The 15062-nt window shown below is 70.1% G+C and carries 11 protein-coding genes; 5 read left to right on the top strand and 6 right to left on the bottom strand.

Going from position 1 to position 15062, the window contains the following annotated elements:
- Window positions 1-88: 88 nt before the first annotated feature.
- Window positions 89-1201 carry a type III secretion system export apparatus subunit SctU gene (sctU, locus tag RDV84_RS07840; protein ID WP_057949572.1) on the bottom strand — a complete coding sequence of 371 codons (1113 nt, stop codon included), beginning with the start codon at window positions 1199-1201 and terminating at the stop codon, window positions 89-91.
- A gap of 226 nt (window positions 1202-1427) precedes the next feature.
- On the opposite strand from sctU, the gene RDV84_RS07835 reads away from it, so the two are divergent.
- The 4 genes from RDV84_RS07835 (at window position 1428) to RDV84_RS07820 (ending at window position 3845) form a co-directional block, all read left to right on the top strand.
- Window positions 1428-1745 carry a hypothetical protein gene (locus tag RDV84_RS07835; protein WP_123646223.1) on the top strand — a complete coding sequence of 106 codons (318 nt, stop codon included), beginning with the start codon at window positions 1428-1430 and terminating at the stop codon, window positions 1743-1745.
- A 223-nt stretch (window positions 1746-1968) separates the two neighbouring features.
- Window positions 1969-2649 carry a hypothetical protein gene (locus RDV84_RS07830; RefSeq protein ID WP_057949574.1) on the top strand — a complete coding sequence of 227 codons (681 nt, stop codon included), beginning with the start codon at window positions 1969-1971 and terminating at the stop codon, window positions 2647-2649.
- Window positions 2650-2754: 105 nt separating this feature from the next.
- A complete protein-coding gene (locus RDV84_RS07825) occupies window positions 2755-3357 on the top strand; it encodes an SCO family protein (RefSeq protein ID WP_309152991.1) in 603 nt (200 codons plus the stop codon).
- An 8-nt stretch (window positions 3358-3365) separates the two neighbouring features.
- A complete protein-coding gene (locus tag RDV84_RS07820; RefSeq protein WP_309152990.1) occupies window positions 3366-3845 on the top strand; it encodes a copper chaperone PCu(A)C in 480 nt (159 codons plus the stop codon).
- A 114-nt stretch (window positions 3846-3959) separates the two neighbouring features.
- Here the strand turns inward: RDV84_RS07820 and RDV84_RS07815 are convergent, their stop codons facing one another.
- Both RDV84_RS07815 and RDV84_RS07810 read right to left on the bottom strand, forming a co-directional pair.
- A complete protein-coding gene (locus tag RDV84_RS07815) occupies window positions 3960-4556 on the bottom strand; it encodes a response regulator transcription factor (protein ID WP_057949576.1) in 597 nt (198 codons plus the stop codon).
- 271 nt (window positions 4557-4827) lie between these two features.
- On the bottom strand, window positions 4828-7416 hold the full coding sequence (locus RDV84_RS07810) for a glycoside hydrolase family 3 protein (protein WP_309152989.1): 2589 nt from the start codon (window positions 7414-7416) through the stop codon (window positions 4828-4830).
- A gap of 134 nt (window positions 7417-7550) precedes the next feature.
- Here RDV84_RS07810 and RDV84_RS07805 point away from each other — a divergent pair, with 134 nt between their 5' ends.
- Window positions 7551-8576, top strand: a complete 1026-nt coding sequence (locus RDV84_RS07805) for a LacI family DNA-binding transcriptional regulator (protein WP_057949578.1) — start codon at window positions 7551-7553, stop codon at window positions 8574-8576.
- A 47-nt stretch (window positions 8577-8623) separates the two neighbouring features.
- Here RDV84_RS07805 and RDV84_RS07800 read toward each other — a convergent pair whose 3' ends face one another.
- From RDV84_RS07800 to RDV84_RS07790, 3 genes are all read right to left on the bottom strand, one after another.
- Window positions 8624-10189 (bottom strand): sodium/sugar symporter, encoded by a 1566-nt coding sequence (locus RDV84_RS07800; RefSeq protein WP_309152988.1) that lies wholly within the window; start codon window positions 10187-10189, stop codon window positions 8624-8626.
- 202 nt (window positions 10190-10391) lie between these two features.
- Window positions 10392-13076 carry a TonB-dependent receptor gene (locus RDV84_RS07795; RefSeq protein ID WP_309152987.1) on the bottom strand — a complete coding sequence of 895 codons (2685 nt, stop codon included), beginning with the start codon at window positions 13074-13076 and terminating at the stop codon, window positions 10392-10394.
- A 544-nt stretch (window positions 13077-13620) separates the two neighbouring features.
- The gene (locus RDV84_RS07790; protein ID WP_309152986.1) at window positions 13621-15018 is read right to left on the bottom strand and encodes a S8 family peptidase; all 1398 of its coding nucleotides are present in this window, start codon (window positions 15016-15018) and stop codon (window positions 13621-13623) included.
- Window positions 15019-15062 lie beyond the last annotated feature (44 nt).

Here is a 15062-nt window from a genome sequence, read left to right as displayed (position 1 = left end):
ACGACCGCGACGACGCAATTGCGCCGAAACGTCCGCGATGCTTGCGTTGTCGCGGCGCGGCTCGCGCCGCTCCTACAGGGAGGTTCCGTCAGCGCGGCTCGTCGTCGAGCGGCGGCGGCAGTTCCGGCGCGCTGTCGTCGCCGTCGCGCAGCCGGCGCACGCCCTCGGCCCAGTGCAGGACCTCGGCCACGGCCTCGAAGAATTCGTTGCCGATGTATTCGTCCAGCGCCACCCGTTCGTGCAGGCCGCGCGCCAGTTCGATGTTCTGCAGGATCGGCACGCCGGCCTCGACGGCGGCGGCCTTGATCGCCTCGGCCATGTAGCCCTCGCCCTTGGCCACCACCATCGGCAGGTCGGTGATGCCGTGCTCGTACTGCAGGGCGATGGCGATGTGGGTGGGATTGGTCACGACGACGTTGGATTGGCGGACGGCGTTGAGCATGTTCTGCTGCGACCATTCCTGATGCAACTGCCGGCGCCGGCTCTTCACGTGCGGATCGCCCTCGTTCTCCTTGACCTCCTGCTGGATGTCGCGCCGGCTCATGCGCAACTGCTTGAGGTAGGAGAACTTCTGGTACCACACGTCGATGGCGGAGACGAAGAAGAACACGAAGATCGTCCACACCACGATCCGCACCAGCCCGTGCCAGATGCCCGAGCCCATCGCCTCCGGCGGCGCGTACGGCAGCAGCATCAGCTGGGCCAGCATCTTGTAGATCACGAACACGCCGATGCCGATCAGCGCCGCGCTCTTGATCACCGACTTGACCAGCTCGACGAGGTTGTCCATCGAGAACATCTTCTTGACGCCCTCGGCCGGATTCATCTTGTCCATGCTGGGCTTGATCTTGCCCAGCGACAGGACCGGGCCGACCTGCAGGAACTCGACCACCGCGCCCAGGAACACGGCCATGGCCAGCAGCGGCAGGGTCAGCCACAGCAGGGTCTCGAAGGCGGAACCGCCGACCTCGCGCAGCGCGTCGCCGAAGGGCTGGTTGATCGCCTTGAGGCTGGCCTCGAACAGGCGGATCAGCTTGAGCCGCATGAAGTCCATCATCAGCCAGCCGCACACCACCCAGCCCAGCACCAGCACGGTGCTGGTCAGCTCCTTGCTCTTGGCGACGTTGCCTTCCTTGCGCGCGTCGCGGATCTTTTTCTGGGTCGGCGGCTCGGTCTTGTCGGCGCCCTGGTCCTTCGCCATGCGCGGCCCTGCTGGGTGAAGGCCATCGAGGCTAGCACGCGGCGCACAGGCCGGAAGTGGCGGCTGTCAGCAATCGCCGCGGGCCTTGCGACGGCTCGGCGAGGCGCGGCTGAATGCGTCCTGGGCACCCGGCGGACACCTAGGGTCGCCCCGAGTTGGCCCTGTCGCGGCCGCGGGGCTACATTGCGTCCATCCCCCGAAACGGCGATCCGCCCACCCCGACCGCATGAGCAGCATCGGCCCCGATTCGCGCATCGACCGCGCTGGCCTCGACAGCCAGACGCTGGAAGCGCTGCGCGTCCGCGAACCGGCGACGCAGGGCGCGTCGCTGCCGGCCGCGGTCGCCGAGGCGGTTCCGGCCTATGCCCCGCCGGCGCGGGATCCGGGCGAGGAAACCCTCAACGCCGATGCCTGGCGCGGCGTGGCGGCCGGCGAGCGGCAACTGCCCGGCGACAGCGGGCTGGAGCGCGAGCTGGGCCAGCTGGACCTGTCCGCCGCGGCCGACCGCGGCGCCGACGCGGTGCTGGATTCGCTGACCGTTTGATTCGTCAGTTATCGATTCGCCGACCGCCTGGGGCGCACCCGCCCGGGTAATGCCCGTGGCCGGCGCGACGGCGACAGCCTCGGCCAAGGCCGGGCTCTGCGACTGCAAGCGCCCCGCCGAATGATCCGCCGGACCGCGAGCGCGGCCTTCGCGGATGCCCGCGTCGCTGGCGCCGGCCCGCTCGGCTAGGCTAGTGGCGTCTTCGCTGCCGTTCCCCGCTCCCGTGACCGACGCCGCTCCCTCGCCCGAAGCCCTGCGCGCCGCCGCCGACCGCCTGGTCTCGGCGCTGGCCGCGCACAGCGACCCGGAGTACCGGCTCAGCGTGCTCAAGCGCGTGGTCCGCCGGCTCGGCGAGGACCGCTATCCTTTGTTCATCCGCCTGCTCGGCGTGGTCGCCGAGAGCGACGACGTGCGCGCCCAGCGCCTGCTCGCCGACACCTTCGGCACCGCGCTGCGGCGCATGGACCTGCCCGGCGGCGCACTCAGCTCCTGGGGCGCGACCCGCCTGCCCGACGCGACCGGGCCGGTCGCGGTCAGCGCCCTGTCCGGGCATTTCTTCGGCGCCACGCCGCGGCGGCTGCTCGGGCCGGTGGAGTACCTGACGGTGTGGCACCTGCAGCGCACCCAGCGCACCGCGCTCGGCGCGGAGACGTTCCGCACCGCGCTGGCGCGGCTGATCGCCCTGCTCAACCGCAGCGAGGACGCGCGCACGCTGTATCCGCAGAAGCTCGCCGCCGATGCGCAGAACGAAATGGAAGGCGCCTACACCCGCGCCACCCGCGAACGCCTGCGCGCGCTCGCCGATGCCTGGCGCGCGGGGCGCTCGCCGGAAGAGGTGGCGCAGGCGGCGCTGGAAGTGGCCGATGCGCCGCTGCCGGGGCAGTGGGTGGTGCGCGATCTCTGAGCGCGCCGCGGCCGCGCGCAAAAACGCCGCTGCGACACTGAGCCACATCCGCGTGCGCGATGCCGGTGCTGCAATGCGAGCCTCCCCGCACCGAAGCGATTGCGCATGCGCGACCATCCCGCCCTGCCCTCGCGCCGCCGCTTGCTCGCCGCGGCCGGCGCCGCCGCGCTGCTCAGCGCCTGCGGCGAACAGGAGCCGAAACTGCGGCTGCACGGCATCGACCTGAGCCAGCGCCCCGGCTTCGGCGGCGATTTCCGCCTCAGCGATCCCGACGGCCGCGAACGCACCCTGTCGGACTTCTACGGCCGCGCAGTGCTGCTGTTCTTCGGCTTCACCCTGTGCCCGGACGTATGCCCGACCGCGCTGACCCGCGCGGCGCAGATCCGAAAACTGCTCGGCGCCGACGGCCAGCGGCTGCAGGTGTTGTTCGTGACCCTGGACCCCGAACGCGACACGCCGCAGGTGCTGCGGGCCTACACCCAGGCCTTCGATCCGAGCTTCATCGGCCTGAGCGGCAGCGAGCAGCGCATCGCCGAAACCGCCAAGGCCTTCCGCGTGGTCTACGCCAAGGTCCCGACCGGCTCGACCTACACCATCGATCACTCCGCGTTGAGTTACGTCTACGACGCCCGCGGCCGGCTGCGCATGGCCTTGCGCCATGAGCAGAGCGCGGCCGAGTGCGTCGACGACATCCGCCAGATCCTGTGAGGCCGCGCATGCGCAACCCGTTTCGCCATTCGCTCCTGTTCGCCGCCGCGCTGCTGTGCGCGCCGATCGCTTTCGCGCAGACCGGCGCCGCGTCCGCGACCGGCGCGCAAGTCGCCATCGACGCGCCGTGGGTACGCGCGACCGTGCCGCGACAACCGGCCACCGGCGCCTTCATGCGCCTGACCGCCGCGCGCGACCTGCGCCTGGTCGGCGCACGTTCGCCGGCGGCCGAACACGTCGAAGTGCACGAGATGGCGATGCAGGGACAGATGATGCGCATGCGCCAGGTCGCGTCGCTGGACTTGCCCAAGGGCCGCGCGGTGGCGTTGGCGCCGGGCGGCTATCACCTGATGCTGATCGGATTGCAGCGGCCGCTGCGCGCCGGCGAAAAGGTCGCGCTGACGCTGCTGTTCGAAGACGCGGACGGCAAACGCAGCGAGCAGCAGGTGCAAGCAGAGGTCCGCCCGCTCGCGACGCCAGCTTCGTGATCGACCTGTAGGAGCGGCGCGAGCCGGGACTGCGACGACGCAGCCATCGCGCAGGTTCCGTCGTAGTTGCATCGTCGCAGTCGCGGCTCGCGCCGCTCCTACAGAAAGCTTCGGCTACAGGCCGACCACGCTGCGCTCGGGACCCGGGCGCTTGCCGAGCTTGCGCTGCAGCGAACGCCGGTGCATGCCGAGCAGGCGCGCGGTCGCCGAGATGTTGCCGCCGGTGTCGTTGAGCGCCTGCTGGATGTGTTCCCACTCCAGGCGCCGCAGCGGCATCATCGTGTCCGGCGCCTGCACCGGCGCGGCCGCCGCATCGGGCGCGTCGACGCCGATCGCGGCGAGGATCGCGCCGACGCTGGCCGGCTTGGGCAGGTAGTCGTCGGCGCCGCGCTTGATCGCATCGACCGCGGTGGCGACGCTGGCGTAACCGGTGACCAGGACGATGCGCATGTCCGCGCGCAACTCGCGCAGCGGCCGGATCAACTGCAGGCCCGAATCGGCGCCGAGCTTGAGGTCGACCAGGGCGAAGGACGGCGCCTGCTGCAGGGCCAGGTCCAGCGCCTGGCGCACGCTGCCGGCGGTGCGCGCCTGGATGCCGCGGCGGGCCAGGCTGCGTTGCAGCGTGGCGGCGTAGGTCTCGTCGTCGTCGACGATCAGGCCGGAGCCTGGCGTGCCGCTCAGAACGGCACGGGGGGGCGTGGAAGCGTTCATGCGCGGCATCCTACGCCCGCGGCCGCGCGGCGGGCGTGCGGCAAACTGCCACAGGACAAAGTGTCCATGGCTGTGGTTGCAAGGGTGCCGCGGGATGCGGCGATCGGGGCGATCGGAGCGAACCGCGTCGGGCCTGAAGGCCCTCCCACGTCGCCGCCTCGATAAAACGAAAGCGCGAGTCGCCTTTTCTTTCGTTTCGCGCCGCCGTCCGCGCCCACGCGGGAACGGCGGCGCCACAGCCGCGCGGATCGCGACGATCCGCGCGCCCGGCTCACTGCCGCTTGCAGTCCACCACCTTGTCCGCATCGGTGCCGTAGGCGACTTCGTGCAGCACCAGCACCGTCCCCTTCGGCGCCTGCAGGCCGAACGGCGAGGCCAGCTTGCCCATGTCGCCGCCGGCCGCGCGCACGCACTTGAGCGGCACGCCGATGCGCTGCCACTGCCCTTGCGGCAGGCCGCGCAGGATCTCGCCGAACGGCAGTTTCGCCTCGCACTTGGTCCCGCACTGCGCGGTCAGCCAGGCCTCGCCCGCGCCGACCGATTCGGGCTTGAGCGTGATCAGCAACTGCACGTCGCCGTTGGTCTCGCGCACCAGTTCCACCGGCGCGTCGGCGACCAGCTCCAGCCGCGCCTCGCCCTTCCACTGCGCGCGCCAGGCGTCTTCCTGCGCCTTGTAGTCGACCGCGGTGACCGCCAGCGCGCCATCGGCGCTGGCCAGCGGCGGCTTGGCCGCGTCGCTGGACTTGCCCTGCGACTGCACCCGCAGCAGCCAGCCGCGCGGCAGCGCGCCGCGGCCGAGGAAGCTCATCGAACGCTGGTCGAGGTCCGGCGTGCCCGGATCTTCCGACAGCGCGCCGACCTTGCCGGCCTTGGCGTAGCTGAGTCCGTAGCCGAACGCGAACTGCGGCGAGTACTCCTTGTCGCCGACGTTGGCGACCTGCACCGCGGTGCGCGGCCACGAATACGACAGCGTGCCCTTGAAGTCGTGCTGGATCGCGCCGTCGGCCTTGCGCAACAGCACGTCGGCGACGCCGCCGCCTTCCGAGCCCGGCAGCCATGCGGCGACGAAGGCATCGGAAGCGTTGATCTCGCGATTGGCCCACAGCGGCCGCCCCGACAGGAACACACTCACCACCGGCACGCCCTCGGCCTTGAGCCGCTTGAGCGTGTCGAGCTCGGGATTGCGCGTGCCGCGGAAGGTGGCGATGCGCAGATCGCCCTGGAATTCGGCGTAGGGGTCTTCGCCGAAGACGAAGATCGCCACGTCGGGCTTGGTCGCGTAGCGGCCGTCCTTGGACAGTTCGGCGCTGCCGCCGGCGGCCTGGATCTGCTCGCGCAGGCCGGCCCAGATCGACTGCGCATGCGGGAAGTCGGACGGCTTGAGCCCGGTGCCCTGCCAGTTCAAGGTCCAGCCGCCGGCCTGCTTGGCGACGTTGTCGGCGCCGTCGCCGAGCACCAGCACCCGCGACTTGGGCGCGATCGGCAGCACGCCGCTGTCGTTCTTGAGCAGCACCAGCGATTCGCGCACCGCCTGGCGCGCGATCGCGCGATGCTCGGCGCTGCCGAGCAGCTCGAACTTGCCGCCGAGCGGGCGCTTGGACGGCGCGCCGGCCTCGAACAGGCCCAGGCGCAGCTTCACCCGCAGGATCCGGGTCACCGCGTCGTCGAGCCGGGCCATGCTGATCTGGCCGGCCTGGACCTGCTTGAGCGCGTTGTCGTAGTAACCGCGCCAACTGTCCGGCGCCATCAGCATGTCGACGCCGGCGTTGAACGCCGCCGCGCAGTCGTCGTTGGCGCAGCCCGGCAGCTGGCCGTGCGCGTTCCAGTCGCCGACCACGAAACCGTCGAAGCCCATGCGGTCCTTCAGCACATCGGTCAGCAGCGCGTGGTTGCCGTGCATCTTGGCGCCGTTCCAGCTGGAGAACGAGGCCATCACCGTCTGCGCGCCGGCCTTCAGCGCGGGCGGATAGCCGGCGCCGTGGACCTCGCGCAGTTCTTTTTCGGTGATCTTCGCATCGCCCTGGTCGCGGCCCTCGAAGGTGCCGCCGTCGGCGAGGAAGTGCTTGGCCGAGGCGATCACGTGCGCGCCGTCGAGGAATTGCTTGCTGCCGAGCTTGCCCTGCAGGCCCTCGATCGCCGCCGCGGCGTAGCTGGCGACGAGCCGAGGATCCTCGGAATAGCCTTCGTAGGTGCGGCCCCAGCGGTCGTCGCGCGGCACCGTCAGGGTCGGCGCGAAGGTCCACTCCATGCCGGTGCTGCGCACCTCGGCGGCGGTGGCCTCGCCGATGCGGCGGATCAGCTCGGGATTGCGGGTGGCGCCCAGGCCGACGTTGTGCGGGAACAAGGTCGCGCCGATCAGGTTGTTGTGGCCGTGCACCGCGTCGATGCCGAAGATGATCGGGATCGCGACCTTGCCGTCGCTGGCGTCCATCGACGCGGCGTAGAACTTGTCGGCGATGTCGAGCCATTCCTGCGGCGGCGCGGCGTAGTTGCCGCCCGGCTCGGAGATGCCGCCGGGCTCGGAATTGCCGCCGGCCAGGACCGAGCCGATGTGGTATTTGCGCACATCCTCGGGCGTGGCGGCGTTGATGTCGGCCTGCACGATCTGGCCGACCTTCTCCTCCACGCTCATCTTCGCCAGCAGCGCCTGGATGCGCGCTTCCAGTCCGGCGTCGCGCGGGATCGGCGGCTTCAGCGCCGGCCACTGCGCCGGATGCACGGCGGCGGCGTCCTGCGCCAGCGCGGGCGCCAGCGGCGCCAGCGCCAGCAGCAGCGCCCAGGCCAGCCGCCGCGGCCGCGGCGCGGCGGTTTGGATCGAGACAGCGGCGGCGCCGCGGCGCGGGCGGGACGGGACGTTCATGCATGACTCCTCAAGGCAGGGAAAAAGGGCGCGAGGTTGTGGCCGGATCGGCATAAACCCCGCAAAACCACGTGGGTTCCGTCCGCGCGTTCTGGCAGAATGCGGCCAACACGCGACAAGGAAACAGACCGGTCATGCGGGTGCGCATCGAAGATGTGGCGGAGGAGGCGGGCGTGTCGATGAAGACCGTCTCGCGCGTGCTCAACCAGGAACCCAACGTCAGCGAGGAAACCCGCAAGCGCGTGGAAGCCGCTGCGCGCAAGCTGCAGTACCGCCCGAATCCGTCGGCGCGCAGCCTGGCCGGGCAGCGTTCGTTCCTGGTCGCGCTGCTGTACGACAACCCGTCCAGCAACTACCTGATGGAAGTGCAGGCGGGCATGCTCGACGCCTGCAACAGCCAGCACTACAACCTGATGCTGGCGCCGGTGACCTACACCGACAAGAAGCTGGTGGCGCACGTCGACGAGATCGTGCAGCGCTCGCGCGCCGACGGCCTGGTGCTGACCCCGCCGCTGACCGACCACCCCGGGCTGATGAAGCGGCTCGGCCAGCTCGCCATTCCCTACGCCAACATCTCGCCCAAGCTGCGCGGCGAGCGCATCGGCGTGGTGCTCGACGAGGAACGCGCGGTGCGCGAGCTGATGGCGCACCTGGTCTCGCTCGGCCACCGCCGCATCGCCCACATCAAGGGCCACCCCGAGCACGGCGCCAGCCAGTGGCGCCTGAACGGCTACCGCGACGGCCTGGCCGCGGCCGGCATCGGGTTCGACCCGGAACTGGTCGTGGAAGGCGACTTCCACTACGACACCGGCGCGATCTGCGCCCAGCGCCTGTTGCTGATGGACGATCCGCCGACCGCGATCTTCGCCGCCAACGACGACATGGCCGCCGGCACCATCCGCACCGCCAGCGAAATGGGTTTGTCGATTCCCGGCGACGTGTCGGTGTGCGGCTTCGACGACACGCCGATCTCGCGCCAGATCTATCCGCCGCTGACCACGGTGCGCCAGCCGACCCGCGAGATGGGCCGCCTGGCCACCCACGAGCTGTTCAAGCGGATCAAGGCGCCCGACGCCGGCCAGCTGATCCTGGCGCCGTACGAACTGCAGTTGCGCAAGTCCACCGGCCCGGTCGGCAAGCCGCGCGCGCGCAAGCGCTGACGCGCGCGCGGCGCGGCGCGGCCGCTGCGTGGTTCGCGCCGGCGCCGTCACCAGAACGCGGCGTACAGCGCGACCAGGATCGCCAGCACGCCCAGCGCGGCCACGTTCCAGGCCGGCGCGGTGGCGTAGCTGACGCCGTCGTGGCGGATGCGGTCGCGCGCCGCCGGCGGTGCGGTCGCCAGCGAGACCGCGGCCATCAGCAACGCGGACAGCAGGAACACCACGCCGATGCGGTTGACGAACGACATGTCGGTCCACACCACGTACTTGAACAGCACCGACAGCAGGATCGAGCCGCCCGCCGCCGCCAGCGCGCCGGCTTCGTTGGCGCGCTTCCAGAACAGCCCGAACAGGAAGATCACCACGATGCCCGGGGTGAAGAAGCCGGTGTATTCCTGGATGTACTGGAAGCCCTGATCGAAGCCGCCGAGCAGCGGCCGCGCGGTAACGATGGCGATCAGGATCGACACCGCCGCGGCGATGCGGCCGACCCGCACCAGTTGGCGCTCGCTCGCATCGATGCGGCGCTTGGCGTAGAAGTCCAGGGTGAAGATGGTCGCCACCGAATTGATCTTCGACGCCAGCGACGCCACGATCGCCGCGACCAGCGCCGCGAACACCAGGCCGAGCACGCCCGGCGGCAGCAGCGCCATCATCGCCGGGTACGCGTCGTCGGAGCGCTCCAGCCCCGGCGACAGCACCACCGCGGCGATGCCCGGCAGCACCACGATCACCGGCAGCACGATCTTCAGCGCCGCGGCGAACACGATGCCCTTCTGCGCTTCCTTGAGATCCTTGGCCGCCAGCGCGCGCTGGATGATGTATTGGTTGAAGCCCCAATAGCTCAGGTGCGCGATCCACAGGCCGCCGAGCAGCACGCCCAGGCCCGGCAGCTTGTCGTAGTGCGGGCTGTCCTTGGGCAGGATCATGTGGAAATGCTCCGGATGCGCCGCCATCAGCTTCTGGAAGCCGGCGACGATGCCCGCGCCGTCGCCGATCTTGCTCAGCGTCAGCCCCGCGACCAACAGCCCGCCGAGCACCAGCAGCGTCACCTGCACGATATCGGTCAGCGCCACCGCCTTGAGCCCGCCGTACAGCTGGTACGCCAGCGCGAACAGGCCGAGCAGGGTCAGCGCCAGCATCTGGTCCATGCCGGTGACTTGCGCCACCGCGATCGAACCCAGCCACACGATCGAGGTCAGGTTGACGAACACGTACAGGCCCAGCCAGAACACCGCCATCAGGGTGCGGATGCGGTTGCCGTAACGTTCCTCCAAAAACTGCGGCATGGTGTAGATGCCGTTGCGCAGGAACACCGGCAGGAAGAACTTGCCGACCACCAGCAGCGTCGCCGCCGCCATCCATTCGTAGGACGCGATCGCCAGCCCGAGCGCGTAGCCCGAGCCGGACATGCCGATGATCTGCTCGGCCGAGATGTTGGCGGCGATCAGCGAGGCGCCGATGGCCCACCACGGCAGCGCCTTGCTCGCCAGGAAATAGTCCTTGGCGGTCTTCTCGTGGCCGCTCTTTTCGCGCGAGACCCATTGGGCGAGGACGAACACGCCGGCCAGGTAGGCCAGGACGATGGCGGTGTCGAGCAAGGAGAGTTTCATGCGGCTCCGTGGCGGGATTGCGCGGTTGCGTCCGTTCTACCCGCCGCGCCCGGGGCTGGCCATGGCTGGACGGCGGTTTGGGGCAAGAATTCGATTGCAATGGCGGGCGACGGCGCCGCGACGACACCCCGCTGCCCCGCCCGCGCGCCGTGGGGACGCGCGCGGAGCGGGACGGCGAGGCAGGGACGCGGTGCGGTGGCCATCAGAAGTTCCAACGCACGCGCAGGCCGTAGCTGCGCGCGTCGTTGAGGAAGCGCGTGTTCACGCCCGAGCCGACCAGGGCCTTCTGCGACACGTCCTTGTTGGTCAGGTTCGCGCCCCACAGTTCGAAGCGCCAGGCGCCGTTAGACGTGGTGTAGCCGGCGCCGGCGTTGATCTGGGTGAAGCCGTCCTGGCGATCGGGAAAGCCGGCCGTGGCCGAATCCTCGATCCGGTCGACCGTGCCGGCGGTGTCGCGCAGGAAGGTCACCGGGCGGTTGTTGTACTGGGTCAGGTAGAACGCGGATCGATACGCGGCGAGGATCTGCCAGTCGAAACTGCCGCCGGGCACGTCGAAGGCCTGCTGCAGGCGCGCGTTGAAGGTGATCTTCGACGACAGCGGCAACTCGTTGCCCGACAGGTCGATCTGCGAGGTGATGCCGCCGTTGCCGAAATCCTGGCTGCGCACGTCGGCGACCACGCCGCGCTTGATCTTGGTCTGCAGGTACAGCGCGTTGAGGTCGAGCGTGAAGCCGGCGCCGAAACGGAACCGGCCCTCGGCCTCGACGCCGTACAGCTCGGACTTGCCGACGTTGCGGTTGACCAGGGCGAAGCCGCTGGCCTCGCCGTCGGGATTGAACGCGATCACGCTCAGGTCCTGGAACACCTGGTCTTCGTAGTCGTAATAGAACCCCGACACGTTGAAGCTGGCGGGACGGCCGAGGAACTGGAACGAGTTCTTGGAGCCGATCTCCAGCGCGGTCAGCTTCTCCGGCTTGTAGGTCTCCGGGATCACGTTGACGTCGAAGCTGTCGTTGAAACCGCCGGCCTTGTGGCCGGTGGAGACGGTCGCGTAGAGCAGGTTGCGTTCGCTGAGGTCGTACTCGGCGCCGATGCGCCAGTCGGTGAACTCGAACGCGCTGGAGCCGTGCTGCGCCGCCGGCACGCCCAGGGCGATGAAGCTGTGCTGGCCGTCGGCCGGGCAGTTCGCGGTGTTGCCGCCGATGTCGGGCCGGTCGATGCAGGTGCCGTTCGGACGGGTCCCGTCGACGATGCCGGCCAACTGCTGCTGCATGGTGTCGCGCGCGCCGGCGCGCAGGATGCCCTGCAGCAGGAAGCGGGCGAGGTCGGCGTTGCTGGTCAGGCCGGTGACGTCGAAACTCGGCCGGTCGAGCAGCGCGGGCATGAAGCCCTCGGTGCCCAGGCGGGTCTGGAACACGCCGCCGTCGCCGCCGAAGCCCATCGTCCAGTTGCCGCCGATGCCGTCGCGCGACTTGCGTTCCTCGGTGTAGCGCAGTCCGCCCTTGACCCGGAAACGTTCGTTGACGTCGAAGGTGCCGTCGCCGTACACCGCCCACGAGCGGCCGTCGACGTCGGGCATGGTGAACTCGGTGCCCGAGTAGAACGCGCCCTTGTCGGTCAGCGAGATGAAACCGACCTGCTGCTTCTCGTGGAAGTAGAAGCCGCCGGTGGTCCAGCGGAAACGCGCGTCGTCGTCGGACGACAGCCGCAGTTCGTGGGTCTGCGACTGCGAGCGCGCCTGCAGGTAGTTGGTGCCGAAGTTGTCGTAGTCGACCCCACCCCAGCTCGCCGGCTCGCCCGGCGGACGCTCGCGCAGATCGCGGCCCGGCCAACTGTTGCCGTCGGCGGCGGCGTTGATCTGGAAATAATCGACGTCGCGGTAGCTGCCGCTGTACTCCAGGTTGACCGCGCCGAAGTCGTAGCGCACCTGGCCCTGGAAACCCCACAGTTTGTTGTCGACCTTGCCCTGCACGCCGCGGTAGACCACCGCGCGCATGTCGATGTCGTCCGGCTCGAAGCCGGCCTGGGCGGCGCGGAACACGCCGGCGCCCGGATAGCCGGTGCCGAGTTCGCGGCCGACGTCGAGCATCGCGAACACCTGCAGCTTCTCGTCGGGCTCGTACAGGAACGACAAGCGGCCGGCGCTGTCGTCCTGAATGCCGGCGGGCTTGAGGTGGCCCCACAGGCCGACGTTCTTGAACCCGGCTTCCTTCTCGACGTGATAGCCCGACAGGCGCAGCGCGGCGTAGTCGCCGAGCGGGAAATTCAACGCGGTCTCGTAGCCCTTCTGGTCGCGGTTGCCGGCCTCGGCCTGCACGTAGCCGCTGAACTCGCCGCCGAGTTCGGGCTTCTTGGTCACGATGTTGAGCGTGCCGGCCAGCGCGTTGCGCCCGCGCAGCGTGCCCTGCGGGCCTTTGTTGATCTCGACGCGTTCCAGGTCGAAGAACATCCCGCCCAGGCCGCGCGGACGCGGGATGTAGGCGCCGTTGATGTGCGGCGCCGCGCCGGGATCGCCGAGCTCGGTGTTGTTGGACGAACCCACGCCGCGGATGAAGACCTCGGTCGCGCCCTCCTGGTTGGCGATGCTCAGGCCGGGCACGGCCACCTGCATCTGCCGCAGTTCGTTGTTGATGCCCAGGCCGCGCAGGTCGTCCTGCGACAGCGCCTGGGCGGTGCCGGCGTACTTCTGCAGGCTCTGCGCGCGGCGCTCGACGGTGACGATGACCGAGTCCAGGTCGGTGGCGCGCTGCGCGGCGCGCGCTTCGGCGGCCGGCGGCGGCGCGGCGCCGGCTTGCGCGGGCGCGATCTCCTGCGCGGCGGCGGTGCCGGCCAGCAGGGCCGCCACGATGGCCGCGCTCAGGCGCGAACTACGGTTGTCCACGATCATCGCAACATCCCCTCCCGGCGCCGGCGGCGAGTCCGGTCGCGTGTCTGTCTTGGCGTTGGCGCGGCGCGGGCGCCCCCTGCAGCGGAGCCGGCCGAAAGATGCGGCCAGCTTGTAGCCCGGCTATGACAGCGCTGTCAACATGATGGACACGATGCCGCAATGCAGCACGATTTCCGTGGAAATCGAACGCGCGCGCCGGACAGGACGGCTGTGCGGCGCTTGCGTGATGCGGGTCACGCGAATCGGGCGTTTTCGGCGCGCGCGGGCGATTTCGATGGGTTCGGGCGAGACCCCGCCTTGGACCAAAGTCGCGCTTGCGCGCGCGGGCTCGGCCTGCCCGGGACGCGCCGCGCGTCTGCGTATACGGCCGGCGATTGCGCACTGCGTCACGGCGCTTGCGCGGGGCGTCGAGGTGGTGCGCACGCGCGCCGGCGCGGGCCGGTCCGACAAAAAAAGCGGACCCCGGCCGAAGCCGGAGTCCGCGGATCGCTATCGACGAATGCCCGACCGCGGCCACGGCGTGCGCGGCCGCGGTGGGAAGCGCTTACGGCGTGGCGTCGGTGGCCGCGTCGGCGTTGGCGATGCCGGTGCCGATGGTCGGGCTTTGCGGCGTGGCGAACGGCGAGGCGGTGCTCTTGATGATCTGCTCCACCTGCGCCGGGCTCAGGTCCGGGCTCGGCTTGGACTGCATCAGCGCGACGATGCCGGCCACGAACGGCGCCGCCATCGAGGTGCCGTTGTAGTTGACGTAGTTGAACGCGCCCGGCGTGGTGGTGCCGGCGTTGAGCGTGGACAGGATGCTCTGGCCCGGCGCGGCCACGTCCACCAGCGAACCGTGGTTGGAGAAGCTCGCGCGCACGCCGGCCGAGGTCGTCGCGCCGACGTTGATCACGTTGGCGCAGCTGGCCGGCTGGAAGCCCGAGGCCGGAGCGTTGCTGTTGCCGGCCGCCACCACCACCGTGGTACCGGCGTTGTAGGCGTTGGTGATCGCCACCTGCATCGCCGAGGTCGACGAGCACGCGCCGCCACCGCCCAGGCTCATGTTGATCACCGTGGCCTTGTTGGCGCCGACCGAGGGCACGCCGCTGACGGTGCCGCCGGACGCCCAGGTGATCGCATCGGCGATGTCGGCCAGGGTGCCGCCGCAGCGGCCGAGCACGCGCGCGCTGAGGATCTTGGCCTTGAACGCGGTGCCGGCGATGCCGGCCGCGTTGTTGGTCACGCCCGCGGCGATGCCGCTGACGTGGGTGCCGTGCCAGCTGGAATTGCGCGCCGGCTGGCCCAGGCCGCACTGGCCCGCGGTGGTCCAGTCGCCCGGATCGTGCGGATCGGCGTCGCGCCCGCCGCCGTCGTTGGCGGTGGCGGCATTGCTGATGAAGTCGTAGCCCAGCGGCGAGGTCAGGTTGCCGACCAGATCGGGATGATCGGTGATGCCGGTATCGATCACCGCGATGATCTTGCCCTGGCCCTGGTAGGTGTTGTCCCAGGCGGTGTTGGCCTTGATGCCCCAGGTGCCGTGCAGGCCCCACTGCGAGGGATAGTTGGTGTCGTTCGGGGTGAAGGTGGGATAGAAGCGCGCGTTGGGCTCGACGAACGTCACCCGCGGATCGGCGGCGATGCTCTTCATCAGCGCCGCCGCTTCGACCACGTCGAGCGTGCGGTTGACTTCGACCAGCTCGGCGCCGGTGGAAATGGTGCGGGTGTGCCGGATCTTCAGGTCCTTGCGGCCGACCGACGCCAGGGCGATGTCGAGATCGCGCTGGAACGCCGCGGCCTTGGGCGCGCCGGCGTCGTAGGTGACCAGGAAACCGTCGACCGGCGCGTCGGCCTTCAGGCCGCTGAGATCGACCCGGTCGGAGGCGAAGGCCGGCGCGGCGATGACGCCGAGGACGGCGGCCGCCAGGACGTGCCGGCGGAGGCGGAGCGTGGATTGCGTAGACATGAGGCGAAACTCCCGTGAGGTTTCGATGAGCCGCGATCTGCGGC

The sequence above is a fragment of the Lysobacter yananisis genome (assembly GCF_031199375.1).
In the GTDB taxonomy this organism is placed as follows: Bacteria; Pseudomonadota; Gammaproteobacteria; order Xanthomonadales; family Xanthomonadaceae; genus Lysobacter; species Lysobacter yananisis.
The sequence above is the reverse complement of the archived record's forward strand: the minus strand, read 5'-3'. Positions and strand labels throughout refer to the sequence as shown.

Bases quoted from the DNA above. Each gene is read 5' to 3' on its own strand.
- sctU (WP_057949572.1), bottom strand. From the start codon at position 1,201: ATGGCGAAGGACCAGGGCGCCGACAAGACCGAGCCGCCGACCCAGAAA.
- RDV84_RS07835 (WP_123646223.1), top strand. From the start codon at position 1,428: ATGAGCAGCATCGGCCCCGATTCGCGCATCGACCGCGCTGGCCTCGAC.
- RDV84_RS07825 (WP_309152991.1), top strand. From the start codon at position 2,755: ATGCGCGACCATCCCGCCCTGCCCTCGCGCCGCCGCTTGCTCGCCGCG.
- RDV84_RS07820 (WP_309152990.1), top strand. From the start codon at position 3,366: ATGCGCAACCCGTTTCGCCATTCGCTCCTGTTCGCCGCCGCGCTGCTG.
- RDV84_RS07815 (WP_057949576.1), bottom strand. From the start codon at position 4,556: ATGAACGCTTCCACGCCCCCCCGTGCCGTTCTGAGCGGCACGCCAGGC.
- RDV84_RS07810 (WP_309152989.1), bottom strand. From the start codon at position 7,416: ATGAACGTCCCGTCCCGCCCGCGCCGCGGCGCCGCCGCTGTCTCGATC.
- RDV84_RS07805 (WP_057949578.1), top strand. From the start codon at position 7,551: ATGCGGGTGCGCATCGAAGATGTGGCGGAGGAGGCGGGCGTGTCGATG.
- RDV84_RS07800 (WP_309152988.1), bottom strand. From the start codon at position 10,189: ATGAAACTCTCCTTGCTCGACACCGCCATCGTCCTGGCCTACCTGGCC.
- RDV84_RS07795 (WP_309152987.1), bottom strand. From the start codon at position 13,076: ATGATCGTGGACAACCGTAGTTCGCGCCTGAGCGCGGCCATCGTGGCG.
- RDV84_RS07790 (WP_309152986.1), bottom strand. From the start codon at position 15,018: ATGTCTACGCAATCCACGCTCCGCCTCCGCCGGCACGTCCTGGCGGCC.